We start from the raw sequence: 22,421 nt of genomic DNA on the forward strand, positions 1-22,421 counted from the left end.
TGACTAGTTCCAATCTTGCTCTTCTTTTTTGCCGCGACTTTTGTAAATCCCCCCTAAGTTATGGATTTGGCGAGTTTTCGCAAAAAGTTCAGATTCGGTCAAACCCCACTGCTGCAAGACTTTATCTAGGTCTTTTTGGATGTCTCGCGCTCCTGGAAAGCCTTGATAACGGATGCGTAACCGCGCTAATTCTGCCAAATTATAGTCTGTTGCTTCTTGAGCGAGTAGAATATCAATAAAGGGGCGATCGCGGTTGTAAAGTGGATGTTGTTGATCTTTACTGCCGTGCTGTTCTGCCATATTTTATACCTTTAGTCCAATCCTTAATTCATTCTGAGTCTAGAGTTGAGATTCCTTCCATCGCAGGATAATTAAAGATGAGGGCAAACACACCTTACCTCTTACGGCTCTCACCACTGCCAGTCAATAATAAATAAAGATACATTGTCTTTAAGAAAATACAAAAAGTTTTAACGAGGGTGAACCTCAAATCACCCAAGTCCAAGCAGCAAGGGAGCAAGAACCCGCTATGTTTGAACACTTCACTTCCGAAGCCATTAAGGTCATCATGTTAGCTCAGGAGGAAGCACGTCGCCTGGGACACAACTTCGTAGGAACGGAACAAATTCTCCTGGGTTTAATTGGAGAAGGAACGGGAGTTGCTGCCAAAGTGCTGAGTGAGTTGGGCGTTACCCTCAAAGAAGCACGACGCGAAGTAGAAAAAATTATTGGTAGAGGTTCTGGGTTTGTACCGCCAGAAATTCCTTTTACTCCTAAAGTAAAAAACCTCTTTGAGCAATCGTTTAAAGAAGCTCATGGTCTAGGACATAACTACATCAACACTGAACACTTGCTTTTGGGTCTAACCGAGGCGGGAGAAGGTGTTGCGGCTAAAGTGTTGCAAAATCTGGGGGTTGACCTCAGACTAGTTCGGACTGCTGTCCTGCGTCGTTTAGGCGAAGATGGCAATGTGACTGCGGGTGGTAATAGTCCACGGCGTAACCAACAAGCACTAACCCTAGAAGAGTTTGGCAGAAATCTTAGCAAACTAGCACAAGAAGGCAAACTAGACCCTGTAGTTGGTCGAGAAAAAGAAATTGAGCGTGCTATTCAAATTCTCGGTCGTCGCACGAAAAATAATCCTGTGTTGATTGGTGAACCAGGAGTTGGTAAAACTGCGATCGCCGAAGGTTTAGCACAACGGATTGTTAACCAAGATGTTCCTGAACTCTTGTTGAATAAACAAGTTATCAGCCTAGATATGGGCTTAGTAGTAGCAGGAACCCGCTTCCGTGGAGACTTTGAAGAACGCCTGAAAAAAATCATGGACGAAATCCGTTCAGTCGGTAACATCGTCCTGGTAATTGATGAAATTCATACCCTTGTAGGTGCTGGTGGTACAGAAGGCGGCTTAGATGCAGCCAACATCCTCAAACCAGCTTTAGCACGGGGTGAACTCCAGTGTCTTGGAGCCACAACCCTAGATGAATACCGCAAGCATATCGAACGCGATGCGGCTTTAGAAAGGCGTTTCCAACCCATATTGGTGGGTGAACCTTCCGTTGAAGAAACCATTCAAATCCTTTACGGCTTGCGTGGTGCTTACGAACAGCATCACAAAGTAGAAATTTCCGATGCGGCTGTGTTAGCAGCAGCCCAGTTGTCAGATCGTTATATTAGCGATCGCTTCTTGCCAGATAAAGCCATAGACTTAATTGACGAAGCTGGTTCTCGTGTCCGGTTGCGGAACTCGCAAATCTCCGCCAACAAGGAACTCAAGCGTCAACTGGTAAGTGTAACTAAAGCTAAACATGAAGCTGTTAGACTCCAAGACTTTGACAAAGCAGGTGAACTCCGCGACCAAGAATTAGAAATTGAAGCTCAGTTACATACAGAGCAAAATATTTCTATCCCCACCGTTGGCGAAGAAGACATTGCTCAAATTGTCGCCTCTTGGACTGGTGTCCCAGTCAACAAACTCACAGAATCTGAGTCAGAGTTGTTGTTACACCTGGAAGACACCCTGCATCAACGGCTAATTGGGCAAGAACAAGCCGTTACCTCTGTATCTCGCGCCATCCGCCGTGCCAGAGTTGGCTTAAAGAATCCCAACCGTCCTATTGCCAGCTTTATCTTCTCCGGCCCCACAGGAGTTGGTAAAACGGAATTGGCTAAAGCCTTAGCATCCTACTTCTTCGGCGCAGAAGAAGCAATGATTCGCTTGGATATGTCGGAATTTATGGAAAGCCATACCGTATCTAAGCTGATTGGTTCTCCTCCTGGTTACGTCGGCTACGATGAAGGCGGACAACTGACTGAGGCTGTGCGACGCAAACCCTACACAGTGTTGCTGTTCGACGAAATCGAAAAAGCACACCCTGATGTTTTCAACATGTTGTTGCAAATCTTGGATGACGGTCAACTTACCGATGCGAAAGGTCGGCGAGTAGACTTCAAGAATACTTTGATCATCCTCACTTCTAACATCGGTTCTAAAGTGATTGAAAAAGGTGGCGGTGGTTTAGGTTTTGAATTTGATAATCAAGCCGAGGCTAGTTATCATCGCATTCGCAACTTAGTGAATGAGGAACTTAAAACTTACTTCCGTCCAGAATTCCTCAACCGATTGGATGAGATTATTGTCTTCACTCAATTGTCTAAGGATGAAGTCAAGGAAATTGCTGAGATTATGCTCCGCGATGTTGCTAACCGCTTGACCGAAAAAGGTATCGCCTTGGAAGTTACGGAAGCGTTTAAAGAACTTGTCGTCAACGAAGGTTATAACCCTAGCTATGGTGCTAGACCTTTACGCAGAGCAATTATGCGCCTGTTAGAAGATTCTTTAGCGGAAGCACTACTATCTGGCGAAATCAGCAATGGTGACGCAGCTATTGCCGATGTGGATGATGATGGCCAAGTTAAAATCCGCAAATCCGATACGCGTGAATTACTCTTGGCAAATGCTCGCTAATTGCCACAATTTCACAGTTTGAAAATTAAAAATCCCTTGGTTAATCAACCAAGGGATTTTTATTAATTTCTACTGACTAAGTAAAAGATAATGAGGCATCTTTAAATTCGTAATTCTTCAGGGCTAATGACAAATTATTTCCCATTACCATTACCGTTACTGTTATTAGCAAGTACTTGTTCGGCAAGTTTTTCTGGTACTTCTTGGAGATGGTCATAATCCCAGTGGAAAGAACCAACACCTAAAGTGAGCGATCGCAACTCTACAATAAAGTTCTGCATCTCTGCTTGGGGCAAATAGGCAGAAATATTATCCCATCCTTGCCAATCTTGTCTGCCTTCGTAACCGAGAATTTGTCCCCGTCTCCCACTCAGCAGTTGCAGCACTTTTGCGGTAAATTCGCTGGGTGTGGTGACTTGCACCCGCAAAATTGGTTCTAATAAGGTGGGTTGCGCTTGAGGTATGCCTGTTTGCATTGCCAAACGCGCTGCTTGTTTAAAGGCTTGTTCGGAACTATCAACGTTGTGATAAGAACCGTTGGTGAGAGTCACAGCCACATCCACAATAGGGAAGCCTAAAGGCCCATGTGCCAAAAATTCCCGTACACCTATTTCTACCCCAGGAATATACTGTCTCGGAACTACGCCGCCGACAATGGTTTCTTTAAAATTGAAGCCTTCACCGCGCGGTAAGGGTTTGATATCAAGAAAAACATCGCCAAATTGTCCATGTCCGCCGCTTTGGTGTTTGTAGCGTCCATGTACTGAGGTAACGGGTTTGCGAATTGTTTCTTTATAAGGTACTTGCGGTAGATGGGTAGTCATGGGCAAATTATATTTGCGGCGGAGTCTGTCTAAGGCGACTCGCAAATGAATTTCACCTTGACCCCAAAGAATCACTTCGTGGGTGTCGCCGTGTTGTTCCCAAGCTAGAGACGGGTCTTCTTCTAGTAGTTTGGCGATCGCACTGCTAAGTTTGACTTCATCATTGCGCTTTTCGGGGGTAATCGCCAAAGCATAGACAGGTTCCAACTTTTCAGCGTTGGGGAATGCTAGTTTAATTTGTTCTGTGGAGAGTGTATCCCCTGTTTTGATGTTTTCCATCCGGCTTAAGGCGACAATTTCTCCAGCCACAGCTTCATTTACAGATTGCTGTTGTTGTCCCATCAGGCGATAAAGTCCACCTGCACGCACACCGTTGAGGACAATACCATCAGTTAATTTACCTTGCCAAACCCGCACCAAAGAAAGTTTGCCGCCTTGGGGAGTGTAGTAAGTTTTTAATACCTGCGCTAAAGGTGCTTTGCTGGTGATATTTTTTAAACGCCGTTCGGCTGTTGTTTCTGGTTCTGGTGCTTCCCTTAACAGTGCTTCTAATAACGGTCTCACGCCATAATCTTGTTCTGCAACCCCAAAAAAGACAGGAACTACCAAATCTGCCCCTAATTCCATTTTTAAATCTTTGAGAATTTCTTCTTGGGGTGGTTCAATATCTTCTAATAATTCTTCGAGTAAGTGGTCATCAAAATTTGCTAAAGCTTCGAGCATTTCGGCTCGTGCAGTATGTTCTTCTGCTTTGAGATTTTCGGGGAAAGGTATTTGATCAGCTGGTGCGCCAGAATGATATTGATAAGCCTGTTCACTCACCATATCAATAAAACCTGTTAACTGTTCCCCTTGCATGATTGGGTATTGGTGCGCCACCAAAGGACGGCTAGAAACAGCTTTTAAGGCGTGTAATGTTTCTAGAACATGAATATTTGCCCGATCCATTTTGTTAACAAAGACAAGATGGGGAATTTCCCAATCGTCTAAGAATTTAAATAGAGGAGCCAGGGTGAGGACGCGATCGCGTATGGGTTCGCAAACTACAATTGCCGCATCAACTCCCATCAAAGCATTGTATGTTTCTTGGGCAAATTCTACGCTTCCCGGACAATCTATAAAGGTAAAACGAGTTCCGTTATAGTCGGTGCTGGCGGCGCTAACTTCTACAGTCATTTGGCGATCGCGCGATTCTGCTGCACTATCTCCAACTGTGTTACCATCCTTAACGCTGCCTTTGCGAGAAATTGCGCCAGTAACAAACAATAAACTTTCAAGTAAGGTAGTTTTTCCACTTAAATAAGGGCCAACAATTGCAATATTCCGCGAACCCGTGTTTACTTTTTCGCTCATACAACCTCCCTTGCGGTAAGTTCTTCTTACCTGCACTACCTGTATTTTTCAGGGACAAATAATCTTCTCTCAACAGAGAATGATCCCTGCTTTAACTTGTCATTATCCTCCCTTTAATCAGATGCGAAAAAAATTGTAGTTAGTCGTAAGATTTAGCTTAAGAAATATTAAGCAATCAAAACTTTAATAGAAAATTTAAAATATTTGTTAAAACTTTTTCCATTACTCAAATATTAGCTTAATCTAACTTAAACTTTGTCAAAAAATGCCGTTATTATTCTACAAATATCCCATAATTGGGTTAATAAATCTCAGCTTATTGGGCGGTAGTACTTTTTTACTAACTTCCCCAGCTTTAACTGCTGAACCTGCTTGGTTGCTAACACAATCAACAAATCAAGCTGCTGTAGACTGGTTAAATCAAGGATTACAGTCAATTCAAGCAGGAAGAATCCAAGATGCGATCGCCTCTTTTCAAAAAGCAATTCAGCTAGACCCAAAATTAGCGCCAGCCTACTACAATTTAGGGTTAGCATACAGACAAACAGGACAATTAAAGCCAGCCGCCGACGCATTTTATCAAGCAACCCAAGCCGATTCTCAGTTTGCTCCCGCCTTTGCCAATTTAGGCGGAGCCTTGTTAGAAGGCAATAATGTGCAACAGGCCAACGATTATTTACAACGGGCGATAGAATTAGACCCAAAACTTGGCTTTGCTCACTATAACTTGGGCTTAGTACAGCAACAGCAACAAGATTGGGAAAGAGCGATCGCCTCCTTTAAAAAAGCCGCAGAATATAGTCAGAATGCGCCGGAACCTCATTATCATTTAGGTATATGCTATCTGCAACAAGGTAAGCTAGATAAAGCAAAAAATGCTTTTCGCCAAGCCATCAAAATTAATCCAAAGTATACAGAAGCCCACTATAATTTGGGGACGATTTGGTTTAGCCAAAACAAATTAAAAGAAGCATTAGCAGCTTTTAGAAAATCTGCTGAAGCCAACTCTAATTACCCCAATGCTTATTATGGTGCGGGATTAGTATTTATGCAGCAAAAAAAATATGTCGAAGCCGCACAAGTATTGCAATATGCCAGAGATTTATATAATGCTCAAAGGAATGTTCAGTGGGTACAAAATTCCGAAAAATTGTTGCAACAAGTACAAAATTTAAATTACCAACCACGCTGAGGCGCGAATTTTAACAATAGGTCACAATAAGAGAAAAGGGTAGACTAGCTGGTGTGGTGTGAAATAGACCTAATGGGAACATACTAATGCAAAAGCGCTTCAAAAGTCGATTTTTATTTTGCGATCGCTGGCTTGATCGACATTCAATTGCTCGCAACATGGAAGCTTTTCAAGACTTACTTGTGATTGTCTTGTGCTTAAGCTTATTTGCAGTCATGATCATCCAGATATGGAGCATATTTATTGCCATAACACAGACATTAGACTATAAACATGTAACTGCAAAAATACTCTTTGTCTTGATTTTAGTTGAGTTATTTCGACTGTTAATGATTTACTTGCAAGAGCATAGTATTTCTGTTGGTGTAGCAGTTGAAGTCACAATCGTCTCAGTTCTCCGAGAAGTTGTTGTTCACGGAGCCTTAGAAATTTCCTGGATTCAAACAGCCGCTATTTGTGGCTTGTTATTTATTTTAGGTAGTTTATTACTCGTGTGCGCCAAAACACCACACATGGATTGTATGAGTGCTAATACTAAATTCTGTCCTATTGTCTATCAAGGGGGTAGAGAAAGGCAAAACGAACTAGAATTCCCCTATTCACATAAATGTGATGAACATCAACCACTGGCGTAAATTATCCAATAAGTGATAACTCTGTGGTCATAAAAACTCAACATTTGCTTAAGGCTGCGTCAGCAGCCTTTGTGCTTTTTTCTACGCTTTTGGGGAGATGAACCGCGCTTTTAAGGTGAGTAGAAATGAAATAGAAACTTACATGAGGTCAATATATGACTACAGGTAACGGACAATCTCAACAACCCATCAGCAACCTAGAATACGATTTTGTCACCGTACTGCAAAATAAAGCTGAAGCGGTTAAAGCATACGACCAATACATCCAAGACGCACAACAAGCAAACTCTCAGCCTTGCGTAGAATTATTCCAAAGACTGCGCCAGTCTGATATAGAACACGCACAAGAAATTCGCCAACATCTTCAACAAGTGTTGCAACACGGCAAAATGTAAAGCTAAAAATTAACACACAGTCAGCAGTTGATAAACTAAACCACATCTAAATTTGTGGATGAGAAGTATCAATAACTCTTGTGGGGGAACCACTGCGATGGGCAGGTTCCCCCACTTATAACAAGTTCAGCTTTTGCTATAGCATTACGCCAAGCTATTTTCGCAGCTATACGGTAATCTATCTCTTTAGAATCAACTGGATGATAGCTACCATTATTAATGACAATTTTCATAGAAGTAAGGGCAAAATCAGTTTGATGAAAATAATCAAAGATACCATCAATAATTCCCTCAAAAATTGCTGGTATCCACTCAAAAGGAATAATTTCATCATTATCAATTTGCCAGACAATCTCAATCTGTGAGTTAGCAATCATAGGCTCGATTTTTAAGCACACATGACCATAGCTGTCAATACTAGAAGATTGTCGAACAAATTTACCTTCTGCTATTAATGGTTGAGCAATAGAATAAAGCTTATATTCTGATTTATCCCATAAATTTAGTTCCAGTCTGCCATCAAAATTATCCCAAATATTAGCAACCCAATGCCAATTTTCAATATAATTGCAAAGGTTATCCCAATCAGAATTACGTACACCTTTATAAAATTTCAATAAATTATATAAATTGCTAATATCTTCTAAATTTGGTTGTGCTGTTTCTATAAGTTCAAGTAATTTTTTAGCTGCTGCTATTGTCTCAGTGCTAAACAATTCTCCAGATTCTTCATATCTTTCTAGTTCTGGATTTTGATGCAATAACTCAATGGTGCGATGTAACCATCTAAGATTTTTAGTTCTGGCTTTGTAAGTATAATATTGGGCATTACTTAATCTTTTGCCATTCATATAGATTAATTAGACTCTTAGCCTCGTATTATATAAACTCTGTAAAGCTAATAACCCAGCACCATAAGCAGGTTCATACCTTGGAAACATTACCTTTGCGTGCGGAAATTGATTAACTATTGCTGTTGTAAATCTCTCATGTATTTGAGATTTACCTTGCCACACACTACCTGTAGTCACAATTTCAAAAGCTGAGTCAGGACTAAAAATTGTATTAATAACTGTAGATGTAGCTTTCACTAATTCCTTAACAGCATCATCAATTACACTGTTAGCTAATTTATCGCCTGAACCTGCTGCTAAATCTACAATTGGTGCTAAAGATGCTATTTCTTTAACTCCCCATCCGCGGCGATATATTACTTCTATTAATTCTTTTATACTCTGCAAACCAAGGTGCTGTTTAAAACCTTGTACTAAACTCGTTGAAATCTCACGTCCATCATAAGATTTTAAGGCTGCTTGCATACCAGCAACAGCAATTTTATAAGCGCTGCCTTCATCACCTAAAATATATCCCCAACCACCAACTCTTTTAGTTTCTCCTTGTTGATTTCGACCAAAAATTATTGAACCAGTACCCGCAGCTACTACAATTCCTACATCATGACTAACTCCGCCCACTAAAGCAATTAAAGCATCATGGCAAATGATAATATTAGCTGGCTGTAAATCCCGAGTAATTGGCAGGAATTGACTATTTTGTAATTCCTGCACCATATTTTTAACTACTTCAATATCTCCAGAACGTCCAACGCCAGCTAAACCTAAACAGATGGCTGAGATTTTGATGGTATTGGTGAACTTTAATGCTTCATTAGCAGCTGCATCAATAGCAGATTGAATTGATTTTAGCGCTGCTTCAATGCCTATGCTTTGATAATTAGATGCGCCTGCGTCACCACGACCTAGTACTTGACGATTATCATCCATCAAGATACATACGGTTTTGCTACCACCGCCATCTATTCCTAAAACATAACTCATGAGACTAATGTGCAGGAGATTTTTTCTGCGCTTCTTCTTTTAAAGGAATGAAAAATAAAACAATCATTCCAGGGAGAGTTAGCAAACAAACCAAGCTAAAAAACAATGTATATCCTAATAGCGGTTGCAAATATCCGCTGACTATTCCGGGTAGCATCATTCCTAAAGCCATAATCCCAGTAGATATAGCAAAATGTGATGTTTTATATTCACCTTGAGAAATATACATTAAGTAAACACTAAATGCTGTAAACCCAAAACCATAACCAAATTGTTCTAATGAAACTAGCGGATAAACTAAGTTCAACGAAGGTTGATTATACGCCATATAAACATAAAATAAATCTGGTAAGTTCAAGGCTAAAGCCATAGGAAACAGACATCTTCTTAAACCATACTTGGCAATTACTAATCCTCCCAAAATTCCACCTGCGATCAGTGATATTACGCCGAATGTGCCGTATACTAACCCAACATCTGATGTCGATAATCCTAATCCGCCTGCTTCTGGTTTATCTAACAAAAATAAGGAAGCAAACTTAACAAGCATTGCTTCACCAAATCTATAAAGTAAAATAAATGCTAAGATGACTGCAATTTTTTCTTGGGCAAAATAAGAACTAATAATTGTCCAAAACGGTATCTTATCTGTATTTTGTAGTTGTCTTGGTTTATCTGCATTTGGTAACGGTAAACTGAAACGATGAAAAATAGAAAGTACTGCTAAAACTACAGCAGAAAAACCAATAGCTAAAGTCCAGCTTAAGGGAATATTGTTAAGATATCCTTCAAGCTGACCAGCTAAAACTACTAACAGTCCCGAACCAAAAATAACCGCAAGTCGATAAAATAGCGAGCGAATGCCAACAAAAAAGGCTTGCTGTTCAGGACTTAGAGCTAGTAGATAAAAGCCATCTGTGGCAATATCATAAGTTGCTGAAATAAATGCTCCCACTGTTAATGCACCAAGGGAGATAAAAAAGAAATTAGGCAATTGTAAACAAAAGGCTATGAAACCCAAGCAACAGAACATTGCTAGTTGGGTATAGAGTATCCAAGTTCTTTTGGTGGAATAAGTATCAACAATTGGCCCCCAGAACATTTTTATGACCCAGGGCAGATAAAGCAGACTTGTCCACACGGCAATTTGTGTGTTGTCTACGCCAAGTTTTTTGTAAAAGATCACGGAGACGGTGTTGATGATGATGTAAGGTACACCGGAGGCGAAATATAAGGTGGGGATGTAAAGCCAGGGGGAAGGTGAACGTGACATAGGATGATTTTTTTAAACGAACCGCAAAGGAGAGGCAGCGCGTTGGGCGGCTTTGCCGACTTGAAGCGACTGCCGTCGCGAAGGACACAAAGGAAGATTTAAGAAGAGAGAATAATGCGTTTGATGCCGTCTCTAAGAAGAGGAACGTTAAAGTTGATAAGTAATGCTAAAGGGTAGTTAGTCATTTTAAGGTAGGAGAGGACTTGAGCTTCATGAAAGGGCGTTAAGTTTTGTACAGCTTTCAATTCAATAATTAAGGAGTCTCCAACCAAAAAATCTAATTTCCCTTCACCTACTGGACGACCTTTATAGCGTATTTTTACTGGGTGTTCAAACTTGTGAGGAATCCCACGCATTATAAATTCTTCTCTCAAAGCCTTGTGATACACTTCCTCCAAAAACCCAGCACCTAAAACCTTATGAACTTCTATCGCTGCCCCGATTACCTCGTAAGCTAAATTCTCTACTTGATTACTTGGTTGCTTCATCTTATCTTCTTCCTTTGCGCTCTTTGCGTCCTTTGCGGTTCATTTCCATCAAAGCCTCTCCAACCCTGTGGCAAAATTTATTAAAGTTCTTCCACAGTTAATTTTCCCAGCATGACCGCAACTATCTCGAATCTCCCCAGTCTCTACGAACCCTTTTCCACTGAAGCTAAGTGGCAAAAATTCTGGGAAGAAAACCAAGTTTACAAAGCTGACCCTAATCACGGCGGTGAACCTTATTGTGTCGTGATTCCGCCGCCGAATGTCACTGGCAGTTTGCACATGGGTCACGCTTTTGAAAGTGCGCTAATTGATGTTCTCGTGCGCTATCACCGGATGCAGGGACGCAATACTTTGTGGTTACCTGGAACTGACCACGCTAGTATCGCTGTGCATACGATGCTAGAAAGACAACTCAAAAAAGAGGGTAAAACTCGCGCTGAGTTAGGGCGTGACGAATTTCTTGAACGCGCTTGGCAGTGGAAGGCGGAGTCTGGGGGAACAATTGTTAATCAGTTACGCCGCTTGGGTGTCTCGGTGGACTGGTCACGGGAACGGTTCACTATGGATGAGGGCTTATCTAAAGCTGTGGTGGAAGCTTTTGTAAGTCTTTATAACGAAGGGTTAATTTATCGTGGCGAATATTTGGTGAACTGGTGTCCGGCTACTCAGTCGGCGGTGTCGGATGTGGAGGTGGAACAACAAGAGGTTAATGGTAATCTCTGGCATTTCCGCTATCCGCTGACGGATGGGTCTGGTTATGTGGAGGTGGCGACAACTCGACCAGAAACCATGCTTGGTGATACTGGAGTGGCAGTGAATCCTAATGATGACAGATACAAGCACCTAATTGGTAAAACTTTGACGCTGCCAATTATGCAGCGAGAAATTCCGATTATCGGTGATGAGTTGGTTGACCCAACTTTCGGCACAGGTTGCGTGAAGGTAACGCCAGCCCATGATCCCAATGATTTTGAAATGGGTAAGCGTCATAATCTGCCGTTTATTAATATTCTGAATAAGGATGGCACTCTCAACGCTAATGCTGGGGAGTTTCAAGGACAAGACCGCTTTGTGGCGAGAAAAAATGTCGTGTCTCGTTTAGAAGCGGATGGGGTTTTGGTGAAGGTAGAAGATTATAAGCATACCGTTCCTTATAGCGATCGCGGTAAAGTTCCCATTGAACCTCTCCTCTCTACTCAGTGGTTTGTCAAAATTCGCCCAATGGCGGAGAACGCTTTAGAATTCCTCGACCAACAAAATTCCCCTGAGTTTGTTCCCCAACGCTGGACAAAGGTTTACCGTGATTGGTTGGTAAGTCTGCGAGATTGGTGTATCTCTCGACAATTGTGGTGGGGACACCAAATTCCGGCTTGGTACGCTGTGAGTGAAACAGGCGGACAAATTACTGATACTACGCCGTTTGTCGTAGCGAAATCTGCTGATGAGGCTTGGGAGAAAGCCAAAGCCCAATTTGGTGAAAATGTCCAGCTAAAGCAAGACCCGGATGTATTAGATACTTGGTTTTCTTCGGGACTGTGGCCGTTTTCTACTTTGGGCTGGCCGGAACAAACCCCTGATTTAGCTAAGTACTACCCCACGACTACCTTAGTTACAGGCTTCGACATTATCTTTTTCTGGGTTGCCAGAATGACGATGATGGCGGGTCATTTTACTGGGAAAATGCCGTTCCAGACAGTTTACATCCACGGTTTGGTACGGGATGAAAACAATAAGAAGATGTCGAAGACGGCGAATAATGGCATCGACCCGTTGATTTTGATTGATAAATACGGCACTGATGCCTTACGCTACACCTTAGTTAAGGAAGTCGCAGGTGCAGGTCAAGATATTCGCTTGGAATATAACCGTAAAACTGATGAATCATCATCGGTGGAAGCTTCCCGCAACTTTGCCAATAAGTTGTGGAATGCGGCGCGGTTCGTGATGATGAATTTGGATGGACAGACACCGCAACAACTAGGACAACCAGTTGCGACCGAATTGAGCGATCGCTGGATTGTTTCTCGCTATCATCAAGTTATTAACCAAACTACCCATAGCATTGATAACTACGGTTTAGGGGAAGCAGCCAAGGGAATTTACGAATTTATTTGGGGCGATTTTTGCGACTGGTATATTGAATTAGTCAAATCCCGGTTACAACCAGGTGCTGATCCCGCATCCCGACGCGCCGCCCAACAAACCCTCGCCTACGTGCTGGAAGGGATTTTAAAATTACTACATCCCTTTATGCCCCACATCACCGAGGAAATTTGGCAAACCCTTACTCAACAACCCGCAGAATCTCTGCAAACTTTAGCTTTACAAGCTTATCCCCAAGCTGATGCCAACTTAATTGATCCCACGTTGGAAGAACAATTTGATTTGCTAATTGGCACTATCCGCACAATTCGCAATTTACGGGCAGAGGCGGATGTCAAGCCAGGGGCGAAAGTGAAGGTGAATTTGCAAACCGACAGCCCCAAGGAACAGCAAATTTTAACTGCTGGACAAGCTTATATCAAAGATTTGGCTAAGGTAGAAGCTTTAACGTTTGCGGAAGAACAAAAAAGCCAAACTGTAGCGCCGTCAAAATCGCAGTGGAATTGGAAGACCATTGGCTTAGTAATAGCCGGGCTGGTATTCCTGCGAATAGGTTTAGCTGTGGCGCATACCGTTAATCAAATTCCCCTTGCTGGTACTTTCTTTGAAATTGTGGGTTTAGGTTATAGTATTTGGTTTATTGCCCGCAGTATATTGTTTGCCAAAGCTAAACTCCCAGAACAGTCGCCAGCAGTTTTAGAAGCAGTTGCAGCCTCAGAACAAACCATTGCTGGGGTAATTGGTACAGTTCAAGTCGTTATTCCCCTGACTGGTGTAGTTGACATTGAAGCCCTACGTGCCAAATTAGAGAAAAGCATCAGCAAGGTCGAAGCCGAAGCCCAGTCCCTCAGAGGTAGGTTAAGCAATCCTAAGTTTGTCGATAAAGCCCCAACTGACGTAGTACAAGGAGCCAAAGATGCCTTAGCTGAGGCTGAAAAACAAGCAGAAATTTTGCGCTTACGCCTTCAGACGTTGCTGTAGGTATTGTCTGTAAGGTCTAGCATCACTGTAATAGGTAATTGCAATTAACTCTGCTATTACCCGTTACAGTGATGATTTTCAACACAAAATCAGTGTTTTAAATAGGACTTACGCAACTGGCACACCTAATCTTCTGGTACAAGAGTCAAAAGTCAAAAGTCAAAAATAGAGGTTGTTGGACTATTGGCCATTAACTCTGGACAGAAGTAAATGAAAAACGACAAGATTTGCATAAGTTCTATTAATTTTGTTGTTTAATATAAACTTTTGTACTTATTTTTTAATTTTTAATTGTAAGCTGGAGCAAAAAGACGATCATGCTATATCTAGCTCAGGTACATAAAAACGAATTTTTAGACCAGTACCAGTTGCGCTTGTTAGCACGTCAAGAAACTGATCAACTTTGGGCAATGATTCCAGAAGAAGCTTTTATCCTGTTGGGAAAAGGCAAAACCATAAGTGAAGGATTACTGGTTTTAGTTGAACTTTCTGCCACAGGTGAAATTGCCAAGTTAGAAGAAGCTAGTAATTGGGTAATGAACTTAGTTCAATCCTACCTCACAACTGGCATTACCCCAGAACTGTTACAACAAGAAGCAGAACGCGCTGAACAGTGGAGACAATCTCTAACTTTGCAAAATCAAGACTTGGCTCGTCGTTCTCTAGAATTGGAAGCCCGCCGTGAACAAATTCAAGCCTTAGAAGAAAGTCTCAAACGTGAGAGAAACGGAAATCACAAAGATGAGGCTGGCGATAGTTAAAGAATGCAGCATCATCACCGATATGGGGTAATAACCATTAACATGTTGGTTGGTAATTGACATAAAATCACAAAGGATTAATAATCCTGGGATACAAAGGTGCAGTTTTTCAGAATGATCGCTGGGTAAGCAAACTGCTAACTATCAATTACTTACGTATGTCAAGTTGTTTTTTAACCAAAAACATACGTGTAGCAATCTCAGAAAAATGAAGTAATATGACAGCTAACTTCAGCTTTAATTAGCCACAGTAGACTGTTGATCACGTTGTTCCAAGTAAGGTTATTTTTAGTATTATGAACGCCTTCCAACCATCTAGACAGCCGTTACAACCTATACAACAGCCTCGAACTATACCTCGACCAAAGCGGCATCTTCGCCAGCGTTCTCATCAAATAATGGCGCTCGAAACTACAGTCAAGATCGGAGTTAATTTGGCAATTTTGGGAGCAGCAGCATCGGCTCTGACACAGCTTCTGCCTTATCATTGGTCGCAGCAAGGAAGGTTGCGAGAAGTTCGCACTGAAGTCAAAATTATGGAAGGACGTGTTAGTACTTTACAGGCAGAATTTGTCCGCAATTTTGATCCCCGCCAAACTAAAGCGATTACAGAACAGCAAGGATACAGATTTGCACCTAATCAGCGTCCGATTGTATTGATGAATCAAGATGGTAAAGAAATTGATGTCACAAATTCTTTACCCTAAGCAAAATGTTGCTGGACTTGCGGAATTGGAGTGATTGCAATTCTTTCTATGAATATTTAAGTATATAGATGTATACACATCGAAAATATATAGAATGCTAATAGCTAATTTTTGATAATTAATTTAACAATCATCTATTAGCCATTAGCAATACAGGGTCGTCATACTAATTCTTAATTCGTAAGTCTCTAATCCTTAATTTTCAGACAGCTAATGTAGGAAAAAACCAAAATCAAAGATGAAAATGGTTTATTTCCCTAATTCCTACTTTTTATTTTTCAGATAGCAAATCATTTAACCAAGTTTCGATTTGTAAGCGTAAACGATAACCTGAAACATCAACACTATTATTGAGTGTGGGTAGTTTTGCCATAGCACGGCGATAATCGGCGATCGCACAATTCCAGTCACCCCAAAGATGATAAGTCCTACCGCGTTCTGCCCAAATATGCGCTTCTAATTGACCAAAAAGCAGTGCAACTTCCAAATTTTCAATTGCTTCTTCATATTGTCCCAAGTCGCGGAAGGTGATACCTCGATTGATCCAGGCTCGCACATAACGAGGATTCAAATCAATTGCTTGGTCATAATCTGCTAATGCAGCGGCTAATTCTCCACAAGCTGCGTAGTAATTGGCTCGATTATTATAGGCACTAGCTAAATTAGGATTTAAATTTAGGGCTGTGTTGTAATCGCAAAAAGCCTTTTGCTTTTCACCGCTTTGAAAATAAATTAACCCACGATTGTTGTAATCAGCAGCATTGTGGGGATAACGACGAATTAATTCATTTAGCAGAGCGATCGCTTGATTATAATCTCCTTGTTTAGCTGATTTCAAAGCACAAGAGCGTAAATAACTTTCTTGGACAACAGATTGACTGCTACCATTAGTCTCTTGTTGAGAAAAACCTAATGTATTATTTACAACATATTTGTAGCAGTTATTTTGCTGGTCGCCAGAAGTTAAAAATGAGTGACTATTCATACTTTACCTGCCTCAGATGCTTGCGCTTTGAAATTAATTTAGAGTTTTATCTATGGTGGTAGTTCTGCCCCAATATTATTTTTACTGTGCATTTAATTACTCAGTAATAAGTATGTCAGATACAATAGTAGGTACTACAACCAGTAAAATACTTGGTCTTACACCTACAATTCATGCACTAACTTACTAATAGATACTTCACTCGCAAGTAGAATTCCAGAAAAAAATAAATATCAATCTTAACGGGGATTAGAAATAGCCAGGTAGTAGACTTACAAATATGGTTTTTTTGCGCTTGCCCTATAGAGTGTAGGGTTAAAGGTAAGCCTCAAGGTTAGTTGTTAAGATTGGGTGCGTAGATGCGACAGCAACTTCTCGTCGGGTGGGTATCAAGGATGTGGGGTGTAAGTCCACCAAACCCTTACACCCCAAACTTCTATATCTAGTCCTAATTTATTTTATTAAGAGAAAAATCAGACTATGATTTCTGCGTGGGCTACTTATATTTTTAGAACTTAAGCAGGCGTTGCTGATTAGTGGAATGTTTTTTGTTTCGCGCAAAGGCAAGGCAGCGCGTTGGGGAGACACTGCGTTGCGGAGGTTCCCTCCGTTGTAGCAAGTGTCAGCGGGTTTCCCGACTTGTAGCGACTGCCGCGCAAAGGCGCAAAAAATCAATATTTTCTTTTTGTTAAACATCTTAATTCATCCCGCATTTATGCAACACCGATTTTTTCTATTGATGTATTTGCGTCGCCTTCAGCATGTGGTAAGTAATAATTAGTTGGGTAAGAGCCAAGGGGTAACTTTGTAAAGTTTCTCCAGTTGTCCCTGCAATTTTGCCTAATTCTGGGTTACTTTCGCGATCGCAGACACTGCGTAAATGGGGCATATCAGAACAAATAATATGTTCTAGTTTATTCACCTGTTCTAAGGTGGCGTGACCATCAACTTCCAAGACATCGACGGGTTTATTCATGTCTCGGTCTAGTCCCAAGCGAATTGCTGACCCAGAAATGCTATTGCTTAAATTGATAATTGGGGTGAAATCGGGATGAGGAATAGTAGGACGCAGGACTAGACGCACATTGAGGTGGCCATTAGCTTCCTCAACTTCACCACTAGGTGGATAAAAACTGACTACGATATCTGACCATTGTCGTTGGGGACGAATAAATTGTTCTGAGTCTGGTTCACGCTTGTCTAATTCTGTCAATACCTGTTCTGGAGTGTAGCCGCGTTTGAGGGTGTCTCGTTTAACTTTCCACTTGGCACGTAATGGTTCGGGGGGTGCTAGATAAACTTTGACATCGTAACAGTCACGGGCGGCACGGGTAGAATAGCCAAGTAGACCTTCAATAATGACAAATTTATTGGGCTTAATGTACAGTGGCGGCTCAAAAGTCCCCGTTTTGTGGCTGTAAACAGGTTTGAGAATTGGCTGTCCTGTGCGGAGTAGGGACAGGTGCTGCTGCATAATATCTAGATGGTTGCAGTCAGGATGTAAGGCTGTAATGCCAATTTCTGAACGTTGCTGGCGATCATAACGGTGGTAGTCATCTGTACAAATGAGAGTGACATTTTCTGGCCCAAGTACCTGAGCAATCCCTTTGGTTAATGTTGTTTTACCAGCAGCACTATCACCTACAATCCCAAGAATTATTGGACGGCTCATTACCCACCCCCGACACGAACAAATTAATAATAAATTTTGCAGACACCGTTGTTTTATTTTAGAAGGGAATTAGCAAGTAACTTGGATCACAGTCTTGTCTGCAACATCTCTATACATAAAGTTATCTGTGTAATCATTTGTTGCTAAGATTATCAGGCATATTGCACAGATATAAATATTGCTTCTTTGGGTGCGATCGCTCAAGTATAAATCAGTAATCTGACCCGATTAATTATACATATTTTTGTATTGTTCTTACTTTTGGATGTGTGCAATAAATGGCACCAATCTTTACTATGACAGAAGTAGAGAATTAATCTTTGCAGTCAAGAAGTATTAAGGGTCAGTTGGATGTAGCTGACTGTGCGGTATACCGAAGAAAGACGGTAGTGTTGGGGATCACGATAGGGTAAGAATTATGGTAACTTTAGATGTTTCGGAGTTGGATCAGGTTGATCAATTTCGCCGCTTGCAGTCAACTTTGCGCGATCGCTGGAAAACTATTGAGCTATTCGATAATAGTGAAGCAGATATAGTGGTGATTCCTTCACTCAGTATTGATCAGTGCGAACTCCGCAAAATTGCAGGTTGTGAACATTATGAAGAGAGATTATTATTCTCCCTAATGCGGTTGCGAAATCCGCGGACAAGGCTGATTTATATCACCTCTATGCCACTGCATCCTAGTATTATTGACTACTACCTCCAATTATTACCAGGGATTCCATTTTCCCATGCACGCAATCGTTTGTTATTGCTTTCTACTTATGATTCTTCTTTACAACCACTCAGCCAAAAAATTTTAGACCGTCCTCGCTTGCTAGATCGAATTGGGCAAGCTTTAAGGCTAGAAAAATCATTTATGATCTGCTACAACTCCACACATTTAGAAGCAGAATTATCTTTAAAATTAAATGTGCCGTTATATGCAGCCGCACCAGATTTACAAATTTGGGGAACAAAAAGTGGTAGTCGGCAAATTTTTGCTGAAAGTAAAGTGCCTCATCCAGATGGTAGTGTAAGAGTCTGGAATTCTCCTGATTTAGCAGCCGCCGCCTGTGATTTGTGGGAACGCCAACCGACATTAAAACGGATGGTGGTAAAACTCAACGAAGGAATTTCTGGGGAAGGTAACGCCCTGCTAGATTTAAGACCAATTATGAATTTAGCACCAGGGCAAGCTACTAGTGAGCAAAGAATAGCCGCAATTAGCGATCGCTTTTCGACTTTGCGCTTTCAAGCTCAACAAGAAACTTGGGCAAATTTTTCGGGACGAATAACTGAATTAGGCGCAATTGTCGAAGCATTTGTCGAAGGAGAAATTAAACTATCTCCCAGTGTCCAAGGACGTATCACACCGACCGGTGAAGTCGAAATCCTCTCAACCCACGACCAAATTCTTGGCGGGCCAGACGGTCAAATTTATCTGGGATGTCGCTTTCCCGCCGATGAAAGCTATCGCTTACCACTACAACAATTGGGCTTAAAAGTGGGCAGACAATTAGCAGAAAAAGGCGCATTAGAAAGATTTGGTGTTGATTTTATCGCTGTTGATCAAGGTAATAACAATTGGGATATTCAAGCGATTGAAATTAACTTACGCAAAGGTGGTACTACCCATCCTTTCATGACCTTAAAATTATTAACAAATGGACGTTATGACCTCTCTACCGGACTATTTTATAGTCAACAAGGTCGTCCTAAATACTATGTTGCCACTGATAATTTACAAAAAGACCGCTATCGAGGATTGTTACCAAACGATTTAATGGACATTATTGCTCATCACAGGCTGCATTTTGATAGTGGTACGGAAACAGGTACAGTCTTTCATTTAATGGGATGTCTTTCTCAATTTGGCAAGTTGGGATTAACCAGCATTGGTGATTCTCCCCAACAAGCCGAAGACATTTATAACAAAGTTGTCAATGTGTTAGATGAAGAAACCCGCAGCGACAATCAAAATTTTCCTCTATTTTCTGATTACACATTCCCCACTGCTTGGGATGGATACAGTTAGAAAGTATGAAGTGTGAAGTATGAATTGTTGACCTTGTTAAATCGCCTAAATTTATTTATGGGATTTCCCTCCTGCCTGCTGCCTTTCAACTCCTGCCTCCTTAACATAGGTTAAAATCAACTCAGCGTTTGTATTGTAGCGGTTGTGTCCCATATCCCCCAAAGGGCGGTTCACTGCATAAATCCTGATTGTCAACGTCCTTACCCCCAACCTTGGGGAAACAAATTTTGTAACAGCTGTGGCGCATTGCTACAGCTGCTAGACCGCTATGTCCCACTAGAACCACTGGGTTCGGGTGGTTTTGCCCAAATTTATACAGTTTGGGATGAAAAAACTCAAACAGAAAAAGTGCTAAAGGTTTTGGTGGAAGATTCACCAAAAGCGCAGGAATTATTTACACAAGAAGCCGCAGTTTTAATTGGTTTGCAGCATCCTGGTGTTCCTAGAGTGGAAGCTGATGGTTTGTTTCAGATCAATTTGACTAGTCCGAAACCACGCCAATTAGCTTGTTTGGTGATGGAAAAAATTAACGGGCCGACTCTGGATGAAATACTGAATAACTATCCTCAAGGATGTCCAGAGAATTTAGTTCTCAACTGGTTCACCCAAGCTGTCAAAATTTTACAAGAATTGCACAAATGCCAAATTATTCACCGTGATATTAAACCGTCTAACTTGATGTTGCGGATACCAGCCTCAACCGCACCGCCAACTCAAGCCAGAACTGGGTGGGAACAACTTGTATTAATTGATTTTGGTGGTGTCAAACAAATTAACGCCGCAATGCAGCGCCGAGAGTCGAGTTCAACACGGTTATTTTCTTCTGGTTACAGTCCACCAGAACAAGTGACTGGGGGGAATGTGGGGCCAGGGGCTGATTTTTACGCTCTTGGCCGGACAATGATTGAATTACTCACAGGTAAATATCCGCCAGAGTTGGAAGATATGCAAACAGGGGAATTGCGCTGGCGGAACCGGGTGAATGTAAATGCACAATTTGCCGATTTACTTGATGAGATGGTAAAGGAAGATGTGCGATCGCGTCCAACAAATGCAGCCATCATTCTCAAGCGATTAGCAAAAATTAACAAACCTGCCAAGCCAGGGTTATTTTCCCAACCCCAAAACGCAACTCCCACCAATTACTTCACACTGCTTATTCAAGCTATTGAGCGAGCTTTTGCTGATTTTCTGCAAGCTATTGGTAAAACAATCTTGTTCATAGCCAAAGCTTTGTTCAACATTATTCAAGCTTGTTTGGCGATTGTTTGGGCAATGTTGTTATCTAGCTTAGGCGCTTGCTTTGGCACAATTATCGGTTTTTTTATAGCTTACCGGACAATTTTAGGCGATCGCATTGTGGAATTAATCTTGGGTCAGCTACCAGGATTAATTCCCAATTCTCAAACTAACTTTGGTGCAGACATTTTAGTATTTATCAGCGCTGGCTTGGGAACCGCCTGGGGTCTGACATTATCTGGATGTTTTAGTCAACGGCGACGGTTTTTAGTCGCCTCAATCATGGGTATGATCAGCTATGGATTTGGTTGGTTATTTTGGCAACTCATCTCCCCAAAACAAAGCAGTGATGGTTTGATAGCCATGATTGCTGTATCGATATTTTTGTTATCCCTCAGCTTTGGGTTTCGCAGCCATCACATAGTTTATGCTTTAGTCGCCGCAGTTGGCACAGCGCTGATTTTTTCCGGCTTATTCATCTTAGGCTTCCCCTCGGCAGTCTTTCACTTTTCGCCCCAAGCCCTTTGGTCAGAGTTGGGTCTACCCTTGGCTTTGTTTGCTTTAGTTGCCATTTTCATGAGCTTTTGGCTGGGAGTCAGTCATTACTTAATTGTTCCGGGACTGCGCTTTTTAGGATGGCGCTAAGTAATTGTGTTCGCAGGGGTGCAGAGGTAAAGGGGTTCACCCTTACAGCAAACACTAACGTTCCTGCGTAAGCCCTGACGGTATAAATGCCTAAAACAAGATCCCCCCGGCTACTTTGTTTATCTAGCTAGGGGGATCGTATATGTGATAGTCTATAGTGAGTTCTGTATAGTTCCTTACGATTCGATTTTAAAACCTAAATTTGGTTTTGTGTAGTCCCAAAATCAGAATTTATACTATTTTTATAGCTTCTTCATCACCACTTCATTGCTAGGATTTGCTGAGTCAGCGGTATATGTGTATATGTTAAGTATGACAGTAGCTCGACACTTAACTTAT

The 22,421-nt window shown here is 41.5% G+C and carries 17 protein-coding genes; 9 read left to right on the forward strand and 8 right to left on the reverse strand.

Annotated elements, in window-relative coordinates:
- Positions 1 to 3: 3 nt before the first annotated feature.
- Positions 4 to 300, reverse strand: coding sequence for a DUF3288 family protein (locus tag AC504W_RS09770; protein WP_494877564.1), 297 nt, complete (start codon positions 298 to 300; stop codon positions 4 to 6).
- Positions 301 to 529: 229 nt separating this feature from the next.
- Between AC504W_RS09770 and AC504W_RS09775 the strand changes: the two genes are divergently transcribed.
- On the forward strand, positions 530 to 2,971 hold the full coding sequence (locus AC504W_RS09775; protein ID WP_494877565.1) for an ATP-dependent Clp protease ATP-binding subunit: 2,442 nt from the start codon (positions 530 to 532) through the stop codon (positions 2,969 to 2,971).
- Positions 2,972 to 3,105: 134 nt separating this feature from the next.
- Here AC504W_RS09775 and AC504W_RS09780 read toward each other — a convergent pair whose 3' ends face one another.
- The gene (locus AC504W_RS09780; RefSeq protein ID WP_494877566.1) at positions 3,106 to 5,148 is read right to left on the reverse strand and encodes an elongation factor G; all 2,043 of its coding nucleotides are present in this window, start codon (positions 5,146 to 5,148) and stop codon (positions 3,106 to 3,108) included.
- A 265-nt stretch (positions 5,149 to 5,413) separates the two neighbouring features.
- On the opposite strand from AC504W_RS09780, the gene AC504W_RS09785 reads away from it, so the two are divergent.
- The 3 genes from AC504W_RS09785 to AC504W_RS09795 all read left to right on the forward strand — a co-directional run bounded on the left by AC504W_RS09785 (position 5,414) and on the right by AC504W_RS09795 (position 7,370).
- Positions 5,414 to 6,340, forward strand: a complete 927-nt coding sequence (locus AC504W_RS09785) for a tetratricopeptide repeat protein (RefSeq protein ID WP_494877567.1) — start codon at positions 5,414 to 5,416, stop codon at positions 6,338 to 6,340.
- Positions 6,341 to 6,426: 86 nt separating this feature from the next.
- Entirely contained in the window at positions 6,427 to 6,975 is a 549-nt protein-coding gene (locus AC504W_RS09790; RefSeq protein WP_103124340.1) for a phosphate-starvation-inducible PsiE family protein, read from the forward strand.
- A gap of 155 nt (positions 6,976 to 7,130) precedes the next feature.
- Entirely contained in the window at positions 7,131 to 7,370 is a 240-nt protein-coding gene (locus AC504W_RS09795; protein ID WP_494877568.1) for a hypothetical protein, read from the forward strand.
- A gap of 68 nt (positions 7,371 to 7,438) precedes the next feature.
- Here AC504W_RS09795 and AC504W_RS09800 read toward each other — a convergent pair whose 3' ends face one another.
- From AC504W_RS09800 to AC504W_RS09815, 4 genes are all read right to left on the reverse strand, one after another.
- Positions 7,439 to 8,221 carry a hypothetical protein gene (locus tag AC504W_RS09800; RefSeq protein ID WP_494877569.1) on the reverse strand — a complete coding sequence of 261 codons (783 nt, stop codon included), beginning with the start codon at positions 8,219 to 8,221 and terminating at the stop codon, positions 7,439 to 7,441.
- 9 nt (positions 8,222 to 8,230) lie between these two features.
- A complete protein-coding gene (locus AC504W_RS09805) occupies positions 8,231 to 9,208 on the reverse strand; it encodes an N-acetylglucosamine kinase (protein WP_494877570.1) in 978 nt (325 codons plus the stop codon).
- A gap of 4 nt (positions 9,209 to 9,212) precedes the next feature.
- Entirely contained in the window at positions 9,213 to 10,481 is a 1,269-nt protein-coding gene (locus AC504W_RS09810; RefSeq protein ID WP_494877571.1) for an MFS transporter, read from the reverse strand.
- Between the two features lie 98 nt (positions 10,482 to 10,579).
- Positions 10,580 to 10,969 (reverse strand): GxxExxY protein, encoded by a 390-nt coding sequence (locus tag AC504W_RS09815; RefSeq protein WP_494877572.1) that lies wholly within the window; start codon positions 10,967 to 10,969, stop codon positions 10,580 to 10,582.
- Positions 10,970 to 11,080: 111 nt separating this feature from the next.
- Between AC504W_RS09815 and AC504W_RS09820 the strand changes: the two genes are divergently transcribed.
- The 3 genes from AC504W_RS09820 to AC504W_RS09830 all read left to right on the forward strand — a co-directional run bounded on the left by AC504W_RS09820 (position 11,081) and on the right by AC504W_RS09830 (position 15,521).
- A complete protein-coding gene (locus AC504W_RS09820; RefSeq protein ID WP_494877573.1) occupies positions 11,081 to 14,053 on the forward strand; it encodes a valine--tRNA ligase in 2,973 nt (990 codons plus the stop codon).
- A gap of 317 nt (positions 14,054 to 14,370) precedes the next feature.
- Complete coding sequence (locus tag AC504W_RS09825) at positions 14,371 to 14,814, forward strand: HmpF-related protein (protein ID WP_494877574.1); 444 nt, start codon at positions 14,371 to 14,373, stop codon at positions 14,812 to 14,814.
- 296 nt (positions 14,815 to 15,110) lie between these two features.
- Complete coding sequence (locus tag AC504W_RS09830) at positions 15,111 to 15,521, forward strand: slr1601 family putative cell division protein (protein WP_494877575.1); 411 nt, start codon at positions 15,111 to 15,113, stop codon at positions 15,519 to 15,521.
- A 271-nt stretch (positions 15,522 to 15,792) separates the two neighbouring features.
- On the opposite strand, the gene AC504W_RS09835 is transcribed toward AC504W_RS09830, so the two are convergent.
- Positions 15,793 to 16,506, reverse strand: coding sequence for a tetratricopeptide repeat protein (locus AC504W_RS09835; protein ID WP_494877576.1), 714 nt, complete (start codon positions 16,504 to 16,506; stop codon positions 15,793 to 15,795).
- Between the two features lie 733 nt (positions 16,507 to 17,239).
- Positions 17,240 to 18,178: a phosphoribulokinase gene (locus AC504W_RS09840; RefSeq protein ID WP_494877577.1), complete on the reverse strand. Its 939-nt coding sequence runs from the start codon at positions 18,176 to 18,178 to the stop codon at positions 17,240 to 17,242.
- Positions 18,179 to 18,596: 418 nt separating this feature from the next.
- Here AC504W_RS09840 and AC504W_RS09845 point away from each other — a divergent pair, with 418 nt between their 5' ends.
- The gene (locus AC504W_RS09845) at positions 18,597 to 20,198 is read left to right on the forward strand and encodes a peptide ligase PGM1-related protein (protein ID WP_494877578.1); all 1,602 of its coding nucleotides are present in this window, start codon (positions 18,597 to 18,599) and stop codon (positions 20,196 to 20,198) included.
- A gap of 144 nt (positions 20,199 to 20,342) precedes the next feature.
- Positions 20,343 to 22,082 (forward strand): serine/threonine protein kinase, encoded by a 1,740-nt coding sequence (locus AC504W_RS09850; RefSeq protein ID WP_494877579.1) that lies wholly within the window; start codon positions 20,343 to 20,345, stop codon positions 22,080 to 22,082.
- Positions 22,083 to 22,421: the final 339 nt, after the last annotated feature.

Source organism: Nostoc sp. C96, from assembly GCF_059384975.1.